The sequence below is a fragment of the Adhaeribacter aquaticus DSM 16391 genome (assembly GCF_000473365.1).
Lineage (GTDB): Bacteria > Bacteroidota > Bacteroidia > Cytophagales > Hymenobacteraceae > Adhaeribacter > Adhaeribacter aquaticus.
This window is the reverse complement of record NZ_KI421517.1, coordinates 4016779-4040382: the sequence shown is the minus strand read 5'-3', so window position 1 is coordinate 4040382 and position 23604 is coordinate 4016779. Positions and strand designations below refer to the sequence as shown.

Sequence of the window (23604 nt, the reverse complement as noted above, 5' to 3'; positions counted from 1 at the left end):
ACAGAAATTGAAAGGATTCCTAAAAACTGGCTTTTTGGAAGATTAGCTTTAAGCTAATCTTCCGATGCTGGCAAATACTTAAAAGTCATTAAAATAACTAGTTAAGCCTTGGCTACTGATTTTAACATATCTAAAACCATAGTTTCGGTAGGTGTCAGGTAAGTATTATCTTTGGTAGTAGCATCATGTTTCTTCAGGTAGTCAAATAATTTATCTTCTTTAAATATATCCAGCACTTGCGGATGCACATAGTATTTACTGCAAACAGATGGGGTATTTCCTAAGCCTTTTGCCACCGTTTTAAACGCTTCTTTAACCGTTTTATCTTTTTCCAGCTCAGGTTTTTCATCAATTAGCTGTTCCAGGCATTGCACCATTAACACGGTACCGCCCCAGGTTCGAAAATCTTTAGCCGTAAAATCTGCCTGGCTAATTTCCTGGATGTATTCATTTACATCCCCTGACTCCAGGGTATGTCGGTTACCTTCTTCGTCAAAGTACTGAAACAAATCATAACCTGGAATATCCTTGCATTTTTTAACTAATGTAGCTAGTCGCCGGTCTTTAATATCAATTTCGTGCTCTACTCCTTTTTTTCCTACAAAACTGAACCGGACATTATGGCCTTCAATTGTCACATGCTTATCGCGTAGAGTGGTTAAGCCATAAGATTTATTAGATTTAGCATAATAGCGATTACCTATCCGGATAAGGGAGTGGTCTAAAAGATTTACCACAATGGCCGTAATTTTCTGTTTATTTAGTTCTTTAATAGCTAAATCTTTTTCCAGTTGTTTTCTGATTTCCGGTAGTTTTGCCCCAAAGGCAATCATCCGACCAAATTTATTCAGGCTGCGGGCATCCCGCCATTTTGGATGGTATATGTACTGTTTACGCCCCTTTTGGTCCCGCCCTGTTGCCTGAATATGGCCATTCGGTGATGGACTAATCCAAACATCTGTCCAGGCCGGAGGGATAATTAATTTAGTAATGCGTGCTAATGTTTTTTCATCGGCAACCTCTTCTCCTTTAGCATCAAAAAAAATAAATCCATTATCTGCTGGTTTGCGGCTAATTCCTTTGCCTGTATCAGGTAAGTACCGCAAACCAGCTACTGAAGCCGACTGAACAGGATCTGCATAAACAGCATGGATATCTAAAGCATCTGGATTAGCCATTGTCTAAATTTTATTTACTATTTAACCAGAAGAGGTATCAAAAGGTTATAAGAAGGTAAAAGTAATATTCAATAAAATTTATATTGTTCCTGGTCAACTAATTAATCTTTTCCAAATATAAAATCCTGATCATTCTTGTCTCTTTTTCGTAATACTGATGCAGGACTCCAATTAACAGAAAACATTATATAAGCTGTCTCCTATTACACAGCCTTGCTTTCTATAGTTAATGGAAAGCTGCAGCATTCATTTTCACCATTATGATCAGAATATTTACTTTACCAGTTTATTACCTCTTTATTATGGGGGTGTTTTTATCTTTAACTGTGTCCTGTACGGAAGATAAAAACGGAGACCGCCTGCTTTTTTCCATTGAAGATGATATAAGATTAGGCCTAGAAGTTGCCGCAGAAGTAGATTCCACCTATCGGGCAAAAGGACAGCTGATTGAAAGAAACAATCCTAAATATTCCATTGCTTACCAAAACCTGGACCGGATAGTAAATCGAATTTTAAACTCGGGCAAAGTAAGTTACAACAGTGAATTTCCGTGGGATGTAAAAATTATTAATGACGATAAAACATTAAATGCTTTTGCCACTCCCGGTGGACATATATATGTATTTACCGGGCTAATTAAATTTTTAGACACTGAAGATCAATTGGCCGGTGTGCTGGGACATGAAATTGCCCATGCAGATAAACGACATACTACCAAACAATTACAAACCCAATATGGTGTTGCTTTATTATTATCGGTAGCTTTAGGAAAAAACCCGGGTACCCTGGCACAGATTGCAACTGGCCTGGCAGGCTTAAAATTTAACCGGGAGTACGAAAAAGAAGCCGACGATAATTCGGTAATATATTTAGCTGGTACCAATTTTTATGCTTGTAATAGCGCAGCAGCCTTTTTTGAAAAAACCTTAGCCCTGCAAGATGGCGTCAGTTCTCCTGAATTTTTAAGTACACATCCTGACCCAGGAAACCGGGTACAGGCCATTAATGCCAAAGCTCAACAAGAAGGCTGCAAAACTACGCCATCCGGTTCCAATGGCTTCCAGGAACTAAATAATAATTTAAATCAGTAACCGAAAGGTTTAAAATATAGTAAATCCCAGATAAAACATCTGGGATTTTTTATTTCATCGCAAAATGGATTTAAAAAAAGCATTTACCACGTACGCTGCTCAAATAGAGGAAAAGATTGATACCGTAATATTTGATTTACGGAGAAGGCTAAATTTGTTCCAGCCATTACAAATTGTGCCCTACCGGAGCTACGGCACCCCAGAACGTTTATATATAAAAGGTCGCGTACTGGCAGATAAAGGATTAACACCCGCATCCGATAAAGATAAGTTACTGCATAATTTGCTAAACATGTACCGGCGTTTCGAAAGTGATGAAATACCAAATGCCCGGATTAAAATTTACCTGCAGGACGAAGAATATGAAACCACTACCGATCACGAAGGTTATTTCACCATTAACCTGGAACCTAAAACGGCCTTACAATTAGATGAAATATGGCATTTTGTAGTCGTAGAACTGGTAGATGCTCCTCTGGAAATACCAAAAGGTTTACAGGCTCGGGCGGAAATTCTGGTACCCCCGCCGGATGCTGAATATGGCATTATAAGCGACATAGACGATACCATAGTCAAAACTTCTGCAACAGACCTCTTAGCTATGTCTGGGCAAGTATTTTTGAAAAATGCCTTTACCCGATTACCATTCGCGGGAGTTTCGGCATTTTATAAATCATTACAGCTGGGTTGCAACGGGAAACGAAACAATCCTTTCTTTTATGTTTCCAGCAGCCCCTGGAATTTATATGATTTACTGCATGATTTTTTGGATATTAATGAAATCCCTCCCGGGCCACTCCTGCTCCGGGATTTTGGATTAGAAGGCAACAAGTTATTTACAAGTGACCACATGGGGCACAAGTTTAAGGAAATAGAAAATATTCTGATAACTTACCCCCAGTTGAACTTTGTTTTAATCGGCGACAGTGGCCAGGAAGATCCTGTTATATATCAGGAAGTAGTAAAAAAATACCCCACCCGCATTTTAGCCATTTATATAAGAGATGTGCAACTGCCTGAGCGGGAAAAAATAGTAATACAGGTTTCGGAAGAATTAAAAGGGCATAAAGTAGAGATGGTGTTAATTGACAATACAGTGGAAGCCGCCGAACACGCAGCAAAAAATGGTTTAATTTTCGCCGAAGAAATTCCAGCCATTGAGGCAGAAAAAGAAAAAGATAAAAGTCCCGAACCAGATACCTTACCCTAAGGTCTAGGTATTAGGGCTTACCTGTTATATCTTTTACGTGCTGAATTCCGCCAAGCTGCCGCATACCCTTCAACACCCGGCGGCGCTTGCGAAGCACGCCTTCAGAGGGATGATTTATTTTATAAATAATAGGGTTAGGTAAAACTGAGGCTATCAAAGCCGCTTCCTGCTGGGTTAAGGAAGCGGCAGGTTTATGAAGATATAACCGGGAAGCTGCTTCCACTCCAAAAACCTGGTTACCGGTTTCGGCAATATTCAGGTAAACCTCCAATATTCTTTTCTTTCCCCAAATTACCTCTATCAGCATAGTAAAATACGCTTCTACGGCTTTACGGACGTAACTTCTGCCGTGCCAAAGGAAAACGTTTTTAGCAACCTGTTGGCTTATGGTGCTCCCCCCGGCAATTCGTTTACTTTTTAAATTACGCTTAAAGGCGCCTTGTATGGCTTCAAAATCAAAACCATTGTGCTGCAAGAAAAGTTGATCTTCGGCTGCAATAACTGCCAAAGGCATATTAGGAGATACTTCTTCTAAAGAAACAAACCTGTATTTTATATATTTATTTGCTTCATTTTCGCGGCCAGCCTCAGCCCGCCGGGAAAACATATGTAAGGTAGCCGGAGGTGGTAACCATTTGTAAACCAATACCCAAAATATACTTAATATAAATAAACTCAGCGTAAGCCGAAAAAGGAGCGATCTGATGAGTCGGGGATTTATATTCATGCAAGTTTTAATCGTTGAAAAGAAGCGGCAAAAATAGAATAATTTAGGTTGTTGCCCTTTTTAAACGTAATAATTAATTATGGTTTACCTTTAAAGGTATTTCCCGCTGTATTTTACTGGCGTTGCAGTAAATTATTTCGTAAATCGCTTTACTAAAACAACCCGCCTTCCAACATGGCCCGTTTTTTACCTTTATTTCCACTTGGTATAGTAGTATTTCCTGGTGAAAAGTTAAACCTGCATATTTTTGAGCCGCGGTACAAACAACTTGTCTCGGAATGTTTTGAACAGAAAAAAACCTTTGGCATTCCTGCTTTTATTAATAATGCGGTTAGTTCGTTAGGCACCGAAATAAAGATTTTAAGCATTGAAAAAACGTATGCTAACGGGGAAATGGACATAAAAACCAAAGGCATGGGAATTATAAAAGTGGTAGATTTTTTTAAACAGGCTCCTAATAAGTTTTACCCGGCCGGTACTGTGGAAGATATAAAAACCTCAAATAGGGAAGATTCTTTGTTACGGGCAAAAATTACAGAAAGCATCAGGCAGTTGTATAGTATACTAGGCATAAACAATTTATTTATGGAATTGCCTGACAATTATAAAATCTTTGATATTGCCCATCACATCGGATTTTCGATTGAGCAGGAGTATGAAATTTTGCAATGCCAGGATGAAAGCTCTCGCCAGGAAATTGTCTTTGCTCATTTACAACGAATTCTTCCAGTTTTATTAAAAACAGAAAAGCTAAAAGATCGGGTGCGGATGAATGGGCACTTTAAAAATATTGTTCCTCCCAACTTTTAAGCTACTTTCCCGGTAAGTAAATTAAATATAAATTTATTTACGCTGATAAGACCTGCATGCTGTATAATACCCTGCTTATTTTATTTATTTTAATTTGTTTGGGTTTGGTCATTGCATATTTTAGGGAGAGCAAGCACCGGCGGCAACCTTACTTCAAATTTCCGGCAGAGGCGCAGCCGGCTTCTTTATCAAACCTGGCCAAACCTATTCATTCAGTAGCGCTTATTGGTGACCCAGGCAACATAACGGATTCCGAAAATGACCCGATCATGAAATTGCTTCGCCGCTGGATGACTTTTGCCGGTGAGGCAGGTACAATTATTATTTTAGGCGATAACATATATCCAAAAGGGCTACCGGCTAAAGATGATTATAAAAGAGCTAACGCCGAATTAAAAATTAATGCCCAGTTGCAGGTATTAAATGAGCATAAAGGGAGGACTATTTATTTAAGTGGTAACCATGACTGGAACCGTGGTCGAAAGAATGGTTTTTCTTATTTAATGCGTCAGCAAGACTATATTACAAATTATTTACAAGATGCTGAATCATATTTACCGCTGAATGGTTGCCCGGGTCCGGTTTCAGTAGAGCTTACGCCCGGGCTACAATTAATAATTATTAATACGCAATGGTGGGTACAACGTGGCTTACGCCCTATTGGTAAACAGTATGGCTGTACAGTAGACACGGAAGAAGATTTTTTTAAAGAATTAAAGGCATTATTAGATGCCAATAAAGAAAAGCAGGTACTTATTGCGGCTCATCACCCTTTGTACAGCAATGCCCAACACGGTGGCAAATTTAATTTAAAACAACATGTTTTTCCGCTTACTGCCGCAAACAAACGTTTTCTTATTCCGTTGCCTGTAGCCGGCTCTATTTATCCTATGTACCGTAAATATATTGGGGCTTACGAAGACATGTCGCACCCCCGTTACCGGCATATGCGCCGACAGCTACTAACGTTATTGCACCAATATAACAACCTTATTTATGCTGCCGGCCACGATCATAACCTGCAATATTTTCCAGTTAAAGGAAACCATTATCTAGTAAGTGGCTCTGCCTCTAAAACTACTTTCGTTAAGAAAGGAGGAAAAGCCGCTTTCACTCATGAACACAGAGGCTTTTTTACAATTGATTTTTATGAGAAAGAAGTTTGGTTACGGGCACTGGAACCCAATCTGCTTTTGGAAAACCACCCGGAGGTAGTTTATCAGCGAAAATTAGTTTAAGCTTCATTGGGAAGCACTTTGGGGACTAACACGGGTAAACTTTGTTTATGCATTATGATGCGGATCTCATTCCCTACCGATACTGGCTCTCCATCTATTTGCAGAATATCTTCCGTTTCTTTTATTATGGTGGCTTCCCGGCAAGTTAAAATTTTCGAATATTCTGAATTCTGAATATCATTGGTATATAAATCATACAACACTCCGAAAGCGGCCTGTTTAGGAAAGGGCTCGATTAAACAAATCTCAAATTTTCCATCGTCTACAATGCCGGCTGGGTTAATAGCGGCATTGCTACCAAAAGCATTAGCATTGGCAATAGTAAGCATAAATGCAGGTCCATGAAAGGTTTCCTTGTCGGTGGTAATGGTATAGGTAAATGGCTCGTAGTATATATATTCTTGCAGGGCAATTTTTACATAAGCAGCCGGTCCGCGAGTTTCCCCCTCGCTGAATTTCTGTACAATACGGGCATTAAATCCTAAATCACTTAAATGAAAGGAAATCTGGCCATTTAACTCCAAAGAATCTATTTTTCTGATTACGCCTTCTAATAATACATTTAGGGCTTCTGAAATAGCTTGCGGAATATGTAAATCCTTAGATAATCCATTGCCTGAGCCTAATGGTATAATGCCCAAAGGAATATCGCCATAATTTAAAATATTGGCTACCAAACTTACCGTACCGTCTCCTCCTATAGCTACAACCAGATCAAATTTATTTTTCTGAATTAAATTCCGGATAGCTTTATCATCATTTTCGCCGGAGGTAAAAAAAAGGAAGTACTCCATCTGATTCTGGGAGCAAAATTCCTCTAAAGCTACCTGAACAGTTTCTTTTTCCAGTCCGCCGGAAATAGGGTTTAAAACAAAAAGAAGGTTTTTAAAAGGTGGAAAAGCCTGCATATATTTTTTACCTGTTATTGAATCAGACCTGATGGCACACCTTGCGGAAACTCTTCCTGAATAGCTGTTTCTAAACGGGCAATTCTATTTTCCGGGTTGGGATGGGTTTGAAAAAATTCAGGTGAAGAAGCTCCATTACGGGCAGCTCCTAAAATCTTCATAACTTCAATCATGCCCCTAGGGTCATAACCAGCTTCTGCGGTAAACTTTACAGCCCATAAGTCTGACTCCAGTTCATCCTCCCGGCCGTACTTTAAAGTTAAAAGTTTGGCAATAGCGGCGGCAGCAATGGCTCCACTGGCACTTGCAGGTCGGTCCGGGTCATAAGTAGCTATACCGGCTGCACCAGCTAAACCTTGAGTTAATTTGGCTTTTGCCAGCTGTTCGGCAGAATGCCTGGCAATAACATGCCCGATTTCATGGCCCAAAATTCCGGCTAATTGTCCTTCCGTTGATAATTTACGGAGCAAACCAGCTGTTATAAATATTTGGCCACCTGGTAATGCAAAAGCATTTAAAGTTTTTTCATCTGCCAATAAATGAAAATCAAACCGGTAAGGACTGGATCCCGCTTTTGTTTGCTGCACCAGGCGCTGCCCAATGTTTTTGACTTTAGCCGTTGCCTGATCGTCGCGGTGCAGGCCGCCATACTGCTGGGCCATTTGCGGAGCAGCTTGCAAACCTAAAGCAATTTCCTGATCAACCGTCATATCAATATGTTGAACTTCGCCGGTAACGGTATTTTCTTCTCTTTTGCACCAATAAGATATCAAAGAAAAACCAGCTATTAAAAGCGCAATGATGTAATTTAATGCACTACCCATTCTTCTTATTTTTTAACTTAACAACGCCAAATGTTATCCATAGTTTCAAAGCTCAAAGTGTTCTAAACAAAGAAATACAGAATAAAGACAACTAAATGGGGTACAAATGGAGTAATTAGAAATTTTCTATATACCTGAAGTTAAATTAATCGTAAAACCGTTGAAAATCAGGTAATGTTAACCTTAAACGATAACATAAGAAACTATGAACCTTAAAAGAACATTCGGTGCTATATTAACGATATTAGGAATACTTTTTATTATATGGGGAGCATTTGCCTTCATGCAGGGAGGTGGTTCTGTTGGCGGAATTGCAGTTGGCAAGTTCAATTCTATTGTTCCTTTTATTGTTGGTCTTATTTTTTTTATGTCGGGCATAGGCCTGATTAAAGGAACTAAAGACGAGGCCTAACCAAAAGTTGTATAAAACAAAAGCCACTTCTACTTTTAAAAGTGGCTTTTGTTTACTTATCAAAAATATTATAAACTAGCTTGTAAGCTCTCGGTCTGGCTAGCATAATGAGCAATAGCTTTATCCCGATTAAGGTAAACAGAAGTATATTTAGATTCCGGACCTTCAATATAAAGTACTGTTTTCTCTTTTATTACATTTATTACCTTAGGCGTAAGGTCACTTGGTAAAACCGGGCAACCAAAACTTCTACCTAAATAACCATTAGCCTTAATAAAATCTTTGCTTACATAATCGGCACCATGCACCACAATGGCACGATTTCGGGCATTGGTATTAAAGCCTTTGTCTACACCATCTAATCTTAAAGCAAGACCATGTACACCATAATACGTTTTATCGGTAACATAAAAACCTAGGCTACTCTGGTGGGAATTAGGCTTATTGGAAAAAGCAAATGGCTTATCGCCGCCACTTCCCTGACCATGAGCTACTAAAGAATTAAATACTAACTTCTTTGCTTTTAGATCAATAGTCCAAAACCTTTTGTTTTTGCCAGATTTATTGAAATCTACGATAGATAATACAGATTTATAAGGTGATACCTGTCCGGCTAATTTTAGGTTATGATAACCAACAATAGCTCTTTTGAAAATATCTTTCTTTAAACCAGCTCTTCTTAAATCAGCAGCATCATAAATTTCATTCACATACTTCTCATATGAGTCCTCTGCTGATTCTTTTACGACAGTTGATTCAAGTTCTACTTCTGCTTCAGCAGTAAGAGGCAAAGCCGCTTCAAAATTTGGCACTTCCTGAGAAGAAACATTTGGGTTCCAACTCATAGCAGGCATAGCGAACGCAAACATTAAAAAGCTTGCGCCTGTTAGGATAGTTTTTTTCATGTTAGCTCCTCTTTTCATTCAATTAAAAAACCTTAAAAGCATTTAAATTGTTCCCTTTTGGCTAATATTATAAATTTTAATATAAATTTACCCTAAAATTAAATTCCTTCAAATAAATTTTCACTTTCTGCAGAAGTTCCTAATATATGCCAGGTAAATCTTTATATTTTAAAACTTATAAGGTAACCCTTCTAAACTTTTTTATTTTAATTATTATAAGTGGGTGCAATAGCAAAAAAATCGATTTACCTGGATTCAATCAGGAAGAATGGCGCCAGGATGAGCGAAGCTGTGGTAGTAGAAGACCTAATTTACTACCAGGTTTCCGAGCGATAAGAAAAAAGCTTATAGGGCTTAACCATTATGATATAATTACTATTTTTGGTAAACCAGAAGGTGAATCCCTGGAAGCTAGTGGACAACGGATTTATTATTATTTTGTTGAGGCAGGACCGCAATGCCAGGAAAGGAGAGCCATAAAAGGAGTAGAAAAAGTAGCTATTAAATTTGATGTTTTAGATCGGGTAAATGAAATAATTTTTGTGAAAGATTAAATAAAAAAGCCGCTATTTAGATAGCGGCTTTTTTATTTAATTTACTCTTTAACTTTTATTTTTTTGTTCTTCGTTTCCATTTTAAACTTATCATCCTCTACTTTCACTTTGCCATTGGGAGTTTCTAATTTAGCTTTACCTCTTTCGCTTTTCGCTTTATAAGCTCCGTCATTTGTTTTAAATTTTGCTTCATCTGCATCAGCCTTGTACTCGGCGCTGCTGGTTTTAGCTTTTTCTTTATTTCTTTTAACCTTTAATTCATTGCTTCCCGATTCCACTTTAACTTTGTCATCAGTTACTTTAACTTCTCCACTGGTAGTTCCGGAAAAATCAGTTGAATTTGTTCCCATGCCAGGAGTAGCAAAATTAGCTGAATCGGTAGTAGCTCCCCCAGCGCGGTTTACAGCACCCATTTCCAGTGTACCACCAGATTGTGTATCTGTAGCCCGTCCAGTTAAGGCTAAATATGAATTAAATTGTTTTGGAGAAATAGCCTGAGCTAAATTAGAATCAAAATTTTGCTGAATTGCCTGTAATCTTCTTTCCCGCATTTGGGCGTCGTTGGCATACATGCTATTTATTTGGGAAATTTGTTCTTGGCGGGACCGCATTAAATCTCTCAATTTTACGTATTGCCCTTCATTCAGTTCTAATTGATTAGCTAACTGTCTTACTTCTTCAGGTGTGCTAACGCGGCTTGGGTTATAAACGCCCACCTGAATATGACTTTCTGTAGAATTCGTCTGAGCTGTAGCAACTAAAACTGATGCCAGCATAAAAGAACTCAAAATTAACTTTTTCATATTTATATATTTAGTTTACTCCAGTCTGTTTTAGCATTTTTTACGGCACAACCTTTTATATAGTTATTTATCAGAGTTATAATATTCCAAAACCTATAAATTATTTATATCTATTATACAAACTTATTGTTTAAGTCCTATTTACAATAAAATTCAATCTACTTAAATATGGAAATTATAGGTGTTTATGGAGAGGCTATTTAAAAGGAAAGAGAGGGAAATAATATACAGGGAATAAAAAAGGAGTGTTCAAAGACACTCCTTTTTTATTCCCTGTACTAATTAAGTATCATTTATTAAACGTTCAAATGTTTACTAGCTGAGGTGTCACCTCCAGATTTATCGTAAAGCATCATTAAGATATAAGCTACAAAGGCACCGCCCACTACTCCTAATAAGGTAATAGAAGCAAACTGAACAATTGGTGAAATATCAGAACCAAAATAATCTTGGGTTCTTAAGGTATTTTGATATTCCTGACCAATCAAAGTCATATACAGGTAAATAAAAATTCCGTAGATAATAGACGATACTAAACCTATTACAAAACCAATACCTAAACCCTTTAGGTAGGAAATAGAGCCATCATTAACTCTCTTGACTTTAAGAATGGCCATTATTACCCCAATACCTATAAAAATATGATTTAAGAATCTGATTTCTTCTATATTTTGTAGACCAAATAAATTTAAAATTAAAAAATATATACTCATCGCTATACCAGTATAAATACCATAGCGAAGCCCTATTCTATCTGTTGCTGTTCGTGAAGTTGCCATAAAATAAATTATATTATAATACAATTCCTTTAAATACCTTAAATACTTAAGGCTTGTTTAATGTGATTTATTTTATATACTCCGGTTATACATCGAAGGTTTAATCAATGTATATTATTTTGCTATTAAACTTGTGATACCTTTTATATTATAATTAAGCGTATTACAATTAAATTTTATTAGGTATGAGTTTTTTTCTTTATAGAGCCTTCTTTTAATTTTTTTAATTTTTCTAATTTCCCTGGTTTTAATATTTTATAATTTTAGCGCTATTTGATGAAAATTTACTTTTAAAGAATTAAAAAACTATTCAATGAAAAAGGCTGGTATTACCAGCCTTTTCTAAATTATAGGTCGGGTAATATTAATCCCTACCCCCTGAGTTATCATATAACATCATAAATATATATCCGGTCATGGCCCCTACGGCAACTCCTAACAAGGCAATACCACCAAATAGCATTACCGGGGATAACTCTGCACCAAAATAATCCTGGGTTCGTAAGGTTGTCTCATAACCTGGATTAAACAGATAGGCATAAAGCATAATAAATAAGGCATAAAAGAAAGAAGCCGATAAACCGGTCAAAAATCCTATACCTAGTCCAGGTAAATATTGCATATGGCCATCGTGGCTCCTTTTATAGTACCCAATGGCTAATACAGTACCAATAATAATAAATATATGGCTGCCAAAACGCACTTCTTCCATATGCTCCAGTCCTAATAAATTTATTATTAGGAAATAAATAATCATCGCGATGCTGGACATGGCACCATAACGAAATCCTATTCTGTCTGTTGAAATTCTTGTTAGTTCCATAGTTTTAAATATTTAGGTTAATGACTTTTGCCATGTAAGAGCTGAGTTTATTTATATACAACAAAAACAAGTATTTGTTTAAGTTCCAACTAGTTATTATACCGAAATGCCCAGAAAATGGTTAAAAGGCCCTTTAAGAATTAATTCGGTCAGACGGCTTTAAGGTTCCTTAAAACTTATTGAACTAACTAAAAAGCCTGTTAGTTATAGTAGATCACCGCCGCAAGACAACTTAAAAATCAATTATTTATTTACCTTTGCGGCTAGAAAACAAATAGAACATTATGATTAGTACTTCCAATGTAAGTTTGTCCTACGGCAAGCGCACATTATTTGAAGATGTAACAATTAAGTTTGTACCGGGAAATTGCTATGGCTTAATAGGAGCTAATGGCGCCGGTAAATCTACTTTTCTGAAAATATTAGCCGGTGAAATTGATCCACGTACCGGCCGGGTAGAAATACCGAAGGGTATGCGTTTAGCCGTGTTAAAACAGAACCATTTTGAATTTGATGAATTTCCTGTTTTGCAAACAGTGATCATGGGGCATAAACGTCTTTTTGACATTATGCAGGAGAAAGATGCTATCTATGCTAAAGAGGACTTTACGGAAGAAGACGGCTTACGAGCTTCTGACTTGGAAGCTGAATTTGCAGACTTAGAAGGTTGGAATGCTGAAAACGATGCTGCTACTTTACTTAACGGTTTAGGTATTTCGGAGGATTTACACTATGCTTTAGTAAAAGATTTAAGTGGTAGTGAAAAAGTAAGGGTTTTATTAGCGCAGGCTTTATTTGGTAATCCAGATATTTTATTACTGGATGAGCCAACTAACCACTTGGATGCCGAATCTATTCTGTGGTTAGAGAATTTCCTGGATTCTTTTCCTAATACGGTAATTGTAGTATCACACGACCGCCACTTTCTGGATGCTGTTTGTACGCACATAGCCGATATTGATTTCAGCAAAATCCAGTTGTATGCCGGTAATTATTCTTTCTGGTATGAGTCTAGCCAGTTAGCTTTAAAACAGCGTACCGATGCGAACAAGAAAACAGATGACAAACGGAAAGAACTAGAAGAATTTATCCGGAGATTTAGTGCCAATGCTTCTAAATCCAAGCAGGCTACTTCCCGGCAAAAATTATTATCTAAGTTAACTTTAGAAGACATTAAGCCTTCCTCCCGCCGGTACCCCTACATTGCTTTCAAACCTGAGCGTGAAGCTGGAAACCAGTTATTGAATGTAGAAGGCTTAACAAAAACGGTAGAAGATGGTACTTTACTGTTTAAGGATATTGCTATTACGGTTGAGAAAAAAGACAAAATTGCTGTACTGGGTCGTAACGATTTAGCTGCTTCTACTTTTTTTGAAATTATAATGGGTGAAGCTAAGGCGGATTCCGGTTCCTTTACCTGGGGTACTACCATTACACCAAGCTTCTTCCCGAAAGACAATGCTCAGTATTTTGATACAGATTTAAATCTGGTAGATTGGCTACGACAATATTCAGCTGAAAAAGATGAAAGCTTTATAAGGGGCTTTCTGGGCCGGATGTTATTCACAGGAGAAGAATCTTTGAAGAAAGCCAATGTTTTATCTGGGGGGGAAAAGGTACGGTGTATGCTATCTAAAATGATGTTGCAATCTGGTAACGTTTTAGTACTGGATGAGCCAACCAATCACTTGGACCTGGAATCGATTACGGCTCTAAACAATGGTTTGAAGGATTTTCCCGGAACAATTTTGTTTTCCTCACACGATTTACAATTTGTGGACACCATTGCTAACCGTATCATAGAATTAACTCCAAAAGGTATTATCGATAAGCGTATGAGCTACGAAGAGTACCTGGCTGATGAACAAATTAAAGCTTTGCGTCAGAAGATGTATAGCTAAATCGAATTAGTACTATATACGTATTATAGACGTTATTAAGCAAAAATTAAAATGTCTTCAGCTGTGTTACCAATATTTAATACTATTAAAAGAGGCATTAGTTTGCCTCTTTTTCTTATGGTCCTGCTTGGGAGCACGCAAGCAGGTTTAGCCCAAACTACTGATAGTACTTATCAGGCACCGCAATTAGAACAAGGTCCTCCGGGTAATCCGGCCATCAATTCTGCTCCTGCGAGAAGGGAAGTTCCTAGTCCGGTTACGCCTGCTCCAGAAAGAACGGCTCCGCCAGTGGTTTCTAACCCAGAGCCTGAAAGAGTTAAAGAGGCTACTCCCAAAGTAAAACAAACGCTACAGGAAAAACTTTTCCTGGCAGGTAGCGCTACTCTGGGGTTTTCTTCAAGCTCTTATTTTGGAACTTATTTCCGGATTGGCGCCTCGCCTATGCTAGGCTACCGCATAACCAAAAGATTTGCGGTAGGCCCCGGGTTAAGTTACCAATACAATGGCATTAATAATATGGCTTACTCCGATTATGGTGCAAAAGCTTTTACTCAGGTAATTGTATTTGGTCCTATTCTTATACATGCTGAACATGCTTTGTTGAATACACAGGCCTATTTGGTAAATTCATCTGGGCAAATAGTAGATAACTACCGAAGGAATATCCAGGAAACATTAGCCGGATTAGGTTACCGGCAAATGGCTTCCAGTAAATTTGGGTATGATCTGTACGTATTGTTCCGGGTTAATACCACTGATAACTTTAATACCAGAAATTCTATTCCAATTTTAAGGGCTGGATTTATTTATAACTTTAAATAATCTGTTTCTTCAATATAAAAAAAGAGAGGCACTTACTAAGTGCCTCTCTTTTTTTATATATGTAGCTTAAAATAATCTTGTTTTAGGCTGCTCCTCGTATCAGACGTAATAGTACGGCTACAATAGCAATTACTAATAATACGTGAATAACACCTCCCACACTATCACCAAATCCTAAGAAGCCAATAAGCCAAAGAATTACTAATACCACCGCGATTATATACAATAGATTTCCCATAGTTTTAAGTTTATTTAAGTTTCAGAAAGTAAAGATTTATTTAAATTTAGGCTGCGCCTCTAATTAAGCGTAAAACAATAGCTATAACAGCAATAACTAATAATATATGAATTAAGCCACCACCTACGTGCATTCCTACGTAACCAATAAGCCACATTATTACTAAAACTACTGCTATCAGATAAAGTAAATTTCCCATTTTTATTTTGTGTTTAGTTAAACTAGTAAATATTTAGATTTTACTTAATTAGCTCAATACCAATTGATTAATAATTAGTAGTTATTCCTAATAATTGTATCCTGCTAATATAATTCCTCTTACGATTGAATATCATAAAAGATTTATATAGTTAATTCTTTTTACCTATTTTTTTTATATTACAATAATTATATTAGAACATTTATATTCTTTCTTTTCAAGGGTGCCTTTTTGCCTTAAACCAAGGGCTTTTTACCCAAGATGTAGTATCTGTGGCAGCTATAGGGAATGGAGAAAGTATAAAGTAAAACAAACTAAATTTATTCCGGCATGAAGAAAATAGCGGTTATTGGTTCAGGAACGATGGGTAATGGCATTGCCCATGTTTTTGCACAACATGGTTTTTTAGTTTCCCTTATTGATATATCTGAAACTGCCTTACAAAAAGCCTTGCAGACCATCAGTAAAAATTTAGATCGCATGATAGCAAAAGGCAATCTGACAGAAACACAAAAAGATGATGCTCTACAACACATAAAAACTACTACCGATTTAATGACAGGTGTTTCCGAAGCCGATTTAATTGTGGAAGCAGCTACTGAAAATGTAGAGCTGAAATTAAAAATATTTCAGGAGCTGGATATGTATGCGAAAACAGAAGCTATTCTGGCCACCAATACCTCCTCTATTTCCATTACCAAAATTGCAGCTGCTACCAAAAGACCAGCCCAGGTAATTGGTATGCACTTTATGAATCCGGTACCGGTAATGAAGCTGGTTGAAGTTATAAGAGGGTATGCTACGTCGGATGCAGTAACCCAAACCATAATGGATTTAGCTATAAAATTAGATAAAGTACCCACCGAAGTAAATGATTATCCGGGCTTTGTTTCAAACCGCATCTTGATGCCCATGATAAATGAAGCCATTTATACCTTGTACGAAGGAGTGGCCGGCGTCAATGAAATAGACACAGTAATGAAATTAGGTATGTCTCACCCAATGGGGCCGCTGCAATTAGCAGATTTTATTGGCCTGGATGTATGCCTGTATATATTAAAAGTTTTGCATGATGGCTTTGGCAATCCTAAATATGCTCCTTGTCCGTTGCTAGTAAACATGGTTCAGGCGGGTCATAAAGGAGTAAAATCGGGCAGTGGTTTTTATTCCTGGCAACATGGCACCAAAGATTTAATCGTTGCCGATAGATTTAAAAAAAGCCTTAAATCTTAAAATATACACTAAAAGCGGGCAGTGCTCAAGGCTGGCATTCTCTCTTTTACCCAATTAAAAAATAAAGGTAGGAACATTTATAAAATATTGTTCCTGCCTTTATTAATGATTGATAAGTTATTCCTTAGACTTTCTACTTAAACGGCCACGCCATTATCACGTAGAGCATCGTTCAAGGAAGTTTTAAGGTCAGTACTTTCTTTCCGTTGGCCAATTATTAAAGCGCACGGCACCTGGTAATCTCCAGCGGGAAACGATTTTGTATATGAACCAGGAATAACTACAGAACGCGGAGGAACATAACCATTGTAGATTATAGGTTCTGGTCCGGTTACATCAATAATTTTTGAGCTTCCGGTAATGCAAACATTAGCACCTATTACAGCTTCTTTACCAATATGGCAGCCTTCTACTAAAATACAACGCGAACCAATAAATGCTCCATCTTCTACAATAACCGGTGAAGCTTGTACTGGCTCTAAAACACCACCTAAACCAACACCACCGCTTAAATGAACGTTCTTGCCTACTTGTGCACAGCTACCTACGGTAGCCCAGGTATCTACCATAGTACCTTCACCTACATAAGCACCAATGTTTACATAAGAAGGCATCATAATTACTCCTTTAGATAAGAAAGAGCCATAACGGGCAATAGCATGAGGTACTACCCGCACACCCAACTCGGCATAATTTTTCTTAAGGGCAATTTTGTCATGGAATTCAAAAGGACCTACTTCAATGGTTTCCATTTTCTGGATTGGGAAGTACATCAGTACGGCCTTTTTCACCCACTCATTTACTTTCCATTTCTCATTTTCCCCATCTGGTTCTGCCACCCGAATCTGGCCTTTATCTAAAAGTTCGACTACTTCCCGGATAGCATCTAGGGTTTGAATTTCTTGCAGCTTGGAACGATCTTCCCAGGCTTGTTCAATTATTTGTTGAAGCGACATTTTCAGACGAATTTGTATAAATATTAAAAACGCCGTAAAAGTAGTATTTTTACTTTAATGAAAGAAACAAGAATTCTGCTGGCTTCTATTCTGAAACCGGTTACCGATACCCGCATGTACCATAAGTTTGGGTTATCGCTGGCCAAAATTCCTCAGGCAGCAGTTCATGTAGTTGGTTTTGCCACTCCCTTGCCAACCAATGCCCCTCACAATGTTTTTTTTCATCCCATTTTTTCTTTTCCCCGCCTAAGCCCCAAACGGTTTTTGGTGTCCTTAAAATTTTTGTACCTGCTTGCGCGGGTAAAACCTCAGGTAGTTATTATTTGTACTCCTGAATTATTAGTAGCCGGATTAATTTATAAATTATTTTCCTCCTGTAGTCTAATTTATGATGTGCAGGAAAATTATTATCTGAATATAAAATCGCAAGGTGTTTATCCAAATCTTATGAAAGATTTGCTAGGTAGTTTTGTTAGGCTAAATGAGAAGCTGGCTTCTTATTTTATTCAACAGTTTTTACTGGCTGAGAAAAGTTATGCGCAGGAATTAACCTTCCTCCGTGATAATTATATAATTTTGGAAAATAAGTTTAAACCCGAATCTTTAGAAGAACCAATTAATTATATCAGCAAGGGCGTGCAGGTCAACCCTGCCCCAATTAAGCTATTGTATTCCGGCACCATATCTAAATTATATGGCATATTTGAGGCAATTGAACTAGCCAATGCTTTATTTAAGGTCAACAATGCTGTTTCCCTAACTATTATAGGTTATTGTCCACAACCAGAAGTATATCAACAGGTAATCACCCAAATTAAAAATAAGCCTTACATAACTTTGATAGGCGGTAAAACATTAGTGCCACACGCACAAATAACAGAGGCCATTAGAAATAATACTCTTGGATTACTCCCCTATCATTCCCATCCCAGTATTTCACATTGCATTCCAACTAAACTTTACGAGTACATGGCTAACGGATTGCCTGTAATTGTAGAACAAAACCCTTATTGGCAACCCATTATAGATCATTACCAAGCTGGTATCCATATTAATTACCAGGCTTATAAGCAGGAAGAGATACTGGAGGAACTCTATAAACAGGTATTCTACAAAGGCAGGGATTTAAGAGAAGCTTTTTGGGAAACCGAAGAAAAAAAATTATTGAACTGGTTTCAAAAGGTGCTTTAACGGGTAAACAAAATTATTTAGTTATTAAACTAAAACCATTAATAACCTAAAAATCTAATTTTTAAATTCACCCTTAAAGGAAATTATAACACGTTTTTTAAATAAATTTTCGGTAAAAAGGTGCTCAACCCGTGGCCAAATTTATTTTATCATTTCCTCCGCCCATTTTAAATCCCTAAAAAACAATAAACCTCCTAAACTATTTAAAAGTATTTAAGTATTCTTATATTATTATTAAAAAATTATAACATTTCACTTTTATTATAACTTTTGTAATCTATTATGGCGGAGAGTAAATCGTTGGAAGAAGTTAATGCTTCTATTGATACCACCTCTCACAAAAGTTTCTGGAAAAGGCTTCTTTCTTTTTTAGGTCCGGCTTATTTAGTTAGCGTGGGCTATATGGATCCGGGCAATTGGGCTACAGATATTGCCGGAGGTAGCCAGTTTGGGTATAGCCTGATCTGGGTACTCCTGATGAGTAACTTAATGGCTATTTTGCTTCAGAGCCTGAGTGCCCGGTTGGGAGTGGTCCGGGGCAAAGATTTAGCCCAGGCTTCGCGGGAAACTTATCCAAAAACGGTAAATATATGTCTTTATATTTTAGCAGAAATAGCTATTGCGGCCTGCGATCTGGCCGAAGTTTTAGGCATGGCAATCGGGTTACAACTGCTCTTTGGAATTCCGTTGGTTTGGGGAGTAAGTCTAACGGTTCTAGATACCTTTCTTTTGCTTTACCTGATAAACCAGGGTATGCGCAAAATGGAGGCTTTTATTCTGGTGCTAATATGTATTATAGGTTTTGCTTTTATCATGGAAATGATTTTTGCCAAACCAGATATGGGGGCTTTGGCACGTGGTTTTATTCCCTCTTTACCCAATAATAATGCCCTTTACATTGCCATTGGAATTATCGGTGCTACTGTTATGCCTCATAATTTGTACCTGCACTCTTCCCTGGTACAAAGCCGTAAAATAGATCGTAGCCAGCAAGGCATAAAAAGAGCTTTAAAATATAATTTAATTGATTCTACCATTGCGCTTAATTTAGCATTTCTGGTAAACGCAGCCATTTTAATTTTAGCTGCCACGGCCTTTTATAAAAATGGCTACTACACTGTTTCCGAAATCCAGGATGCACACCGCTTTTTAGCAGGAATACTCGGCACAAAATGGGCACCTATTTTATTTGCAATAGCCCTGATAGCTGCTGGTCAAAGCTCTACCTTAACCGGGACCCTGGCCGGACAAATTGTAATGGAAGGTTATTTAAATCTCCGGATTCAGCCGTGGCTTCGCCGGATGATAACCCGGATTATAGCAGTAGCTCCTGCCCTTTTTGTAATAATTGTTTTTGGGGAAGATCAAACAGGTAAATTATTAGTATTAAGCCAGGTGGTATTAAGCTTGCAACTAGGGTTTGCTGTTATTCCGCTCATTCATTTTGTTAGTAGCAAGCGCCGGATGGGCAATTTTGCAATTGGCCCCAAAGTAAAAATTGCCGCCTGGATTTCGGCTTTGGTAATTGTAGTATTGAATGCCACCATGGTTTATGAAGAAATAGCCGGATGGATCCAAAAATCAAAACACCCCGCTTTGGTTGGAGGCCTTGTAATACCCATAGCCCTGGCTGCGGGTTTCTTGTTATTATATATTTCGCTTCAGCCCCTAATTGCCAATCTCCGACGTAAAGAAAGAGCCAGCCAACCAGTAAAAGTAGTTTCTTATCAGTCCCAGGAAAGACTACCCTATACCCGTATTGCCATTTCCCTTGATTTTTCTAAAGTAGATATGAATGCCATTAACAGCGCCTTGGCTATTGGTCAGAAAAGTGCGGACTATCTGCTAATACATGTGGTAGAAACAGTCGGAGCGCATGTTATGGGGCTGGAAATACGCGACCGGGAATCAAGTATAGACCGAATGAACCTGGAAATTTATGCCACTGATTTACGCCGGCAAGGCTACAAAATAAGGACTGACCTAGGGTTCGGAAACCCTAAGAAATGCATTCCTTTGATAGTTAAAAAATTTAATGCTGATTTACTTGTAATGGGCTCCCATGGTCATAAAATGGTAAAAGATATGATTTATGGCACCACCATTAATGAAGTAAGACATAAAGTCCAAATCCCCGTTCTAATAGTTTAAAAGCAAATAAAATATTTTGACTGAACCAGCGTATACTTAATAGGTGTTTACCAGGTATACACCTGCTTTTGAAGATTATCCCAATATGAAATTTAAAATATATTTTTTTGTTTTAAACCTGGCTCTACTTAGCAGTTTCACTGTTCTGGTAAAGCCAATTAATCCTGTAAAGGAAAAAATAAAATGGGTTACCTTAGAAGAGGCGGCAGCACTATCTAAAAAAGAACCACGCAAAATGGTGGTTGATGTGTATACTGATTGGTGCGGCTGGTGCAAGGTTATGGATAAAAAAACCTTTACAGATCCGGAAATTGCAAAATATGTCAATAAGCATTTTTATGCCGTAAAATTAGATGCAGAAGGAAAGGCTCCCATTACTGTAAATGGCAAAATGTATAAATACAACGAGCAATACCGTACCCATGAAGCGGCCCTGGCTTTACTAAAAGGACAGTTAAGCTATCCAACTACGGTATATTTAGATGAACGCATGGCTATAATTACCCCAGTGCCGGGTTACCTGGATGTTCCTAATTTCAAAACATTATTAAAATATTTTGCTGAAAACCATTATAAAAATAAATCCTTTCAGGATTATACAGCCACTGCTTCAGTAAAATAAGTAAAACTAGTTAACAACTGGCCGAAAAAAAGCACCAGCAGAATTAAATAATCTTGAAGCTTCCTATTGCTTAGCACAATCGTTAAAAGTTTCCGTTAAAATATTAATAATTCAGGACTAAAATTTATATTAATTTTACCTGTTCATCTAGTTTATCCAAATAATTGAATACCCTATACTCTACCCAGAATGCCGATACTATTGTAGCTCTGGCTACTGCTCATGGTAAAGGTGCCATTGCCGTAATTCGCTTGTCCGGACCCGCTGCCATTAGTATTGCCGATACTATTTTTCACGGTAAAAAACTAGAGGACCAGCCTTCTCATACTTTACATTTTGGTACCATTCGCGAAGAAGGCAAAATCATTGATGAAGTAGTTGTTTCTTTATTTAAAGCTCCTCACTCCTACACAAAAGAAAACGTTGTAGAAATTTCCTGCCACGGTTCCGATTTTATTGTAGAGCAAATTATAAAAGCCACTCTAAAAAATGGAGCGCGTTTAGCCCAAGCGGGCGAATTTACCAAACGTGCATTCCTAAACGGCACTTTAGATTTAGCTCAGGCCGAAGCTGTGGCTGATTTGATTGCCTCTGACTCTAAGTTATCGCACGAAGTAGCCATGAAGCAAATGCGGGGCGGCTTTAGTCAGGAAATCAAAGCCCTGCGGGCTCAGCTCATCCACTTTGCTTCTATGATAGAATTAGAATTGGATTTTGGCGAAGAAGACGTAGAATTTGCTGATCGTACCGCTTTACAAAACCTGATTTTTAACATACAGAAGCTGATCCGGGATTTATTAAAATCCTTTGAATTTGGCAATGTTATTAAACATGGGGTACCGGTGGTTATTATCGGGAAACCTAACGCCGGTAAATCAACCTTACTTAATGTTTTATTAAACGAGGAAAAAGCCATTGTTTCGGATGTTGCGGGCACTACCCGTGATTTTATTGAAGACGAAATCAAGCTTGAAGGCATCAGCTTCCGGTTTATTGATACCGCCGGTCTGCGTGAAACTACTGACAAGGTAGAAGCCATTGGAGTAGAACGGACTTTAAAGAAAGTAGTAGAAGCTTCTTTGGTTATTTATTTGTTTGATATGCAGTCCACTACGCCAGAGGAATTAGCAAATGAAATCAAGGCCTTAGAACTAAATGAAAACACGCCTCTTCTGGCAGTTGCCAATAAAATAGATATATTTGATACTTCCCGTTTAGAAGATTATAAGCCGGTTGCCAATATTTTAGCTATTTCGGCCGCCGAGAAAGTTGGAATTGATTTGCTGAAGCAAAAACTGATCGAAAAAGTTAAGGGCAACCAATTGGATACCGGCAATCAAACCATTGTTACCAATTTGCGACACTACCAAAACCTGCAGCAAACTTATGTTGCGTTAGATGATGTATTGAATGGTATTAGCAGCGGTATTACCGGTGACTTCTTAGCTTCCGATATCCGGCGGGCATTATATGCTCTAGGGGAAATTACCGGTGAAATTACTACTGATGATTTGCTGGAAAACATTTTCAGCAAGTTCTGTATCGGCAAATAAATTGCCTTAAAACACTACTTTTATATCATAACATATGTTTTTAGAATAATTCAAAGGGATTAAAACGTGTTTAAAAGGAAGAATTTGTGGCGTTTTTGTTACAAATTCTTCCTTTTTCATTTTTAAACCTGGTAGTGGCGAAATGATGTCCACTTCAGTCCTTTGCTGACCTGCCTAGACCTTAGTAGTCCATTAACATGAGCAGCAACATCAGAATAACTCGCAAATGCCAGTACTGCGGAAAACAAATTATAGCAAAGACTACTGTTACTACTGGCGTAAACAAGTAAATCTACGTCAGCTACTAACTTTTTATGCTAATTACCACCTTTTTCATAAAGCCGATATCATTTGGGAAGTTTGGATAATTGATGAAATTTAAGCCCAGGAGCAACTTGCTTCAAAACCTCCATAAGTTCTTTGTTTTTTTCCTGTGAAAGATTCTGGTTCATGATGATTATGTTTAAGGTTCAGTG

24 protein-coding genes are annotated in these 23604 nt (G+C 37.7%); 13 read left to right on the top strand and 11 right to left on the bottom strand.

Going from position 1 to position 23604, the window contains the following annotated elements:
- Positions 1-101: 101 nt before the first annotated feature.
- Entirely contained in the window at positions 102-1178 is a 1077-nt protein-coding gene (locus ADHAQ_RS0120145) for a DNA topoisomerase IB (protein WP_026464464.1), read from the bottom strand.
- A 260-nt stretch (positions 1179-1438) separates the two neighbouring features.
- On the opposite strand from ADHAQ_RS0120145, the gene ADHAQ_RS0120140 reads away from it, so the two are divergent.
- Both ADHAQ_RS0120140 and ADHAQ_RS26480 read left to right on the top strand, forming a co-directional pair.
- Entirely contained in the window at positions 1439-2269 is an 831-nt protein-coding gene (locus ADHAQ_RS0120140) for a M48 family metalloprotease (RefSeq protein ID WP_026464463.1), read from the top strand.
- Between the two features lie 64 nt (positions 2270-2333).
- Complete coding sequence (locus tag ADHAQ_RS26480) at positions 2334-3479, top strand: App1 family protein phosphatidate phosphatase (RefSeq protein ID WP_034256949.1); 1146 nt, start codon at positions 2334-2336, stop codon at positions 3477-3479.
- Positions 3480-3489: 10 nt separating this feature from the next.
- Here ADHAQ_RS26480 and mtgA read toward each other — a convergent pair whose 3' ends face one another.
- Entirely contained in the window at positions 3490-4206 is a 717-nt protein-coding gene (gene mtgA, locus ADHAQ_RS26475) for a monofunctional biosynthetic peptidoglycan transglycosylase (RefSeq protein ID WP_034256947.1), read from the bottom strand.
- 174 nt (positions 4207-4380) lie between these two features.
- Here mtgA and ADHAQ_RS0120125 point away from each other — a divergent pair, with 174 nt between their 5' ends.
- Both ADHAQ_RS0120125 and ADHAQ_RS0120120 read left to right on the top strand, forming a co-directional pair.
- Positions 4381-5016 (top strand): LON peptidase substrate-binding domain-containing protein, encoded by a 636-nt coding sequence (locus ADHAQ_RS0120125; protein ID WP_026464462.1) that lies wholly within the window; start codon positions 4381-4383, stop codon positions 5014-5016.
- Positions 5017-5072: 56 nt separating this feature from the next.
- On the top strand, positions 5073-6254 hold the full coding sequence (locus tag ADHAQ_RS0120120; RefSeq protein WP_051360056.1) for a metallophosphoesterase family protein: 1182 nt from the start codon (positions 5073-5075) through the stop codon (positions 6252-6254).
- On the opposite strand, the gene ADHAQ_RS0120115 is transcribed toward ADHAQ_RS0120120, so the two are convergent.
- Entirely contained in the window at positions 6251-7162 is a 912-nt protein-coding gene (locus ADHAQ_RS0120115; protein ID WP_026464460.1) for a diacylglycerol/lipid kinase family protein, read from the bottom strand. The two genes, ADHAQ_RS0120120 and ADHAQ_RS0120115, sit on opposite strands and share 4 nt — an antisense overlap.
- A gap of 14 nt (positions 7163-7176) precedes the next feature.
- The gene (locus ADHAQ_RS0120110; protein WP_026464459.1) at positions 7177-7986 is read right to left on the bottom strand and encodes a M48 family metalloprotease; all 810 of its coding nucleotides are present in this window, start codon (positions 7984-7986) and stop codon (positions 7177-7179) included.
- A gap of 205 nt (positions 7987-8191) precedes the next feature.
- Between ADHAQ_RS0120110 and ADHAQ_RS0120105 the strand changes: the two genes are divergently transcribed.
- Positions 8192-8398, top strand: a complete 207-nt coding sequence (locus ADHAQ_RS0120105; RefSeq protein WP_026464458.1) for a hypothetical protein — start codon at positions 8192-8194, stop codon at positions 8396-8398.
- A gap of 68 nt (positions 8399-8466) precedes the next feature.
- Here the strand turns inward: ADHAQ_RS0120105 and ADHAQ_RS26470 are convergent, their stop codons facing one another.
- The gene (locus ADHAQ_RS26470) at positions 8467-9303 is read right to left on the bottom strand and encodes a murein L,D-transpeptidase catalytic domain family protein (RefSeq protein WP_169728020.1); all 837 of its coding nucleotides are present in this window, start codon (positions 9301-9303) and stop codon (positions 8467-8469) included.
- A gap of 146 nt (positions 9304-9449) precedes the next feature.
- On the opposite strand from ADHAQ_RS26470, the gene ADHAQ_RS0120095 reads away from it, so the two are divergent.
- A complete protein-coding gene (locus ADHAQ_RS0120095) occupies positions 9450-9857 on the top strand; it encodes a hypothetical protein (protein WP_026464457.1) in 408 nt (135 codons plus the stop codon).
- 41 nt (positions 9858-9898) lie between these two features.
- Here ADHAQ_RS0120095 and ADHAQ_RS0120090 read toward each other — a convergent pair whose 3' ends face one another.
- The 3 genes from ADHAQ_RS0120090 to ADHAQ_RS0120080 all read right to left on the bottom strand — a co-directional run bounded on the left by ADHAQ_RS0120090 (position 9899) and on the right by ADHAQ_RS0120080 (position 12262).
- On the bottom strand, positions 9899-10660 hold the full coding sequence (locus tag ADHAQ_RS0120090; protein ID WP_026464456.1) for a hypothetical protein: 762 nt from the start codon (positions 10658-10660) through the stop codon (positions 9899-9901).
- A 296-nt stretch (positions 10661-10956) separates the two neighbouring features.
- A complete protein-coding gene (locus ADHAQ_RS27400; RefSeq protein WP_084523919.1) occupies positions 10957-11439 on the bottom strand; it encodes a DUF4199 domain-containing protein in 483 nt (160 codons plus the stop codon).
- A 364-nt stretch (positions 11440-11803) separates the two neighbouring features.
- The gene (locus ADHAQ_RS0120080; RefSeq protein ID WP_071781137.1) at positions 11804-12262 is read right to left on the bottom strand and encodes a DUF4199 domain-containing protein; all 459 of its coding nucleotides are present in this window, start codon (positions 12260-12262) and stop codon (positions 11804-11806) included.
- A 284-nt stretch (positions 12263-12546) separates the two neighbouring features.
- Between ADHAQ_RS0120080 and ADHAQ_RS0120075 the strand changes: the two genes are divergently transcribed.
- The gene (locus ADHAQ_RS0120075) at positions 12547-14163 is read left to right on the top strand and encodes an ABC-F family ATP-binding cassette domain-containing protein (RefSeq protein ID WP_026464454.1); all 1617 of its coding nucleotides are present in this window, start codon (positions 12547-12549) and stop codon (positions 14161-14163) included.
- A 51-nt stretch (positions 14164-14214) separates the two neighbouring features.
- A complete protein-coding gene (locus tag ADHAQ_RS0120070; protein WP_026464453.1) occupies positions 14215-14985 on the top strand; it encodes a hypothetical protein in 771 nt (256 codons plus the stop codon).
- A gap of 82 nt (positions 14986-15067) precedes the next feature.
- Here the strand turns inward: ADHAQ_RS0120070 and ADHAQ_RS28220 are convergent, their stop codons facing one another.
- Complete coding sequence (locus ADHAQ_RS28220) at positions 15068-15223, bottom strand: lmo0937 family membrane protein (RefSeq protein ID WP_157433471.1); 156 nt, start codon at positions 15221-15223, stop codon at positions 15068-15070.
- Between the two features lie 46 nt (positions 15224-15269).
- Complete coding sequence (locus ADHAQ_RS28215; protein WP_157433470.1) at positions 15270-15422, bottom strand: lmo0937 family membrane protein; 153 nt, start codon at positions 15420-15422, stop codon at positions 15270-15272.
- A 330-nt stretch (positions 15423-15752) separates the two neighbouring features.
- Between ADHAQ_RS28215 and ADHAQ_RS0120055 the strand changes: the two genes are divergently transcribed.
- On the top strand, positions 15753-16655 hold the full coding sequence (locus ADHAQ_RS0120055) for a 3-hydroxybutyryl-CoA dehydrogenase (protein ID WP_026464452.1): 903 nt from the start codon (positions 15753-15755) through the stop codon (positions 16653-16655).
- Positions 16656-16792: 137 nt separating this feature from the next.
- Here the strand turns inward: ADHAQ_RS0120055 and ADHAQ_RS0120050 are convergent, their stop codons facing one another.
- Positions 16793-17611 carry a 2,3,4,5-tetrahydropyridine-2,6-dicarboxylate N-succinyltransferase gene (locus tag ADHAQ_RS0120050; RefSeq protein ID WP_034256945.1) on the bottom strand — a complete coding sequence of 273 codons (819 nt, stop codon included), beginning with the start codon at positions 17609-17611 and terminating at the stop codon, positions 16793-16795.
- A gap of 57 nt (positions 17612-17668) precedes the next feature.
- Here ADHAQ_RS0120050 and ADHAQ_RS0120045 point away from each other — a divergent pair, with 57 nt between their 5' ends.
- From ADHAQ_RS0120045 to mnmE, 4 genes are all read left to right on the top strand, one after another.
- Positions 17669-18802: a glycosyltransferase gene (locus tag ADHAQ_RS0120045; RefSeq protein ID WP_026464450.1), complete on the top strand. Its 1134-nt coding sequence runs from the start codon at positions 17669-17671 to the stop codon at positions 18800-18802.
- Positions 18803-19084: 282 nt separating this feature from the next.
- Positions 19085-20953: an Nramp family divalent metal transporter gene (locus tag ADHAQ_RS0120040; protein WP_026464449.1), complete on the top strand. Its 1869-nt coding sequence runs from the start codon at positions 19085-19087 to the stop codon at positions 20951-20953.
- An 85-nt stretch (positions 20954-21038) separates the two neighbouring features.
- The gene (locus ADHAQ_RS26460; protein ID WP_034257500.1) at positions 21039-21575 is read left to right on the top strand and encodes a thioredoxin family protein; all 537 of its coding nucleotides are present in this window, start codon (positions 21039-21041) and stop codon (positions 21573-21575) included.
- Between the two features lie 164 nt (positions 21576-21739).
- Complete coding sequence (gene mnmE, locus ADHAQ_RS0120030; protein ID WP_026464448.1) at positions 21740-23128, top strand: tRNA uridine-5-carboxymethylaminomethyl(34) synthesis GTPase MnmE; 1389 nt, start codon at positions 21740-21742, stop codon at positions 23126-23128.
- Positions 23129-23604 lie beyond the last annotated feature (476 nt).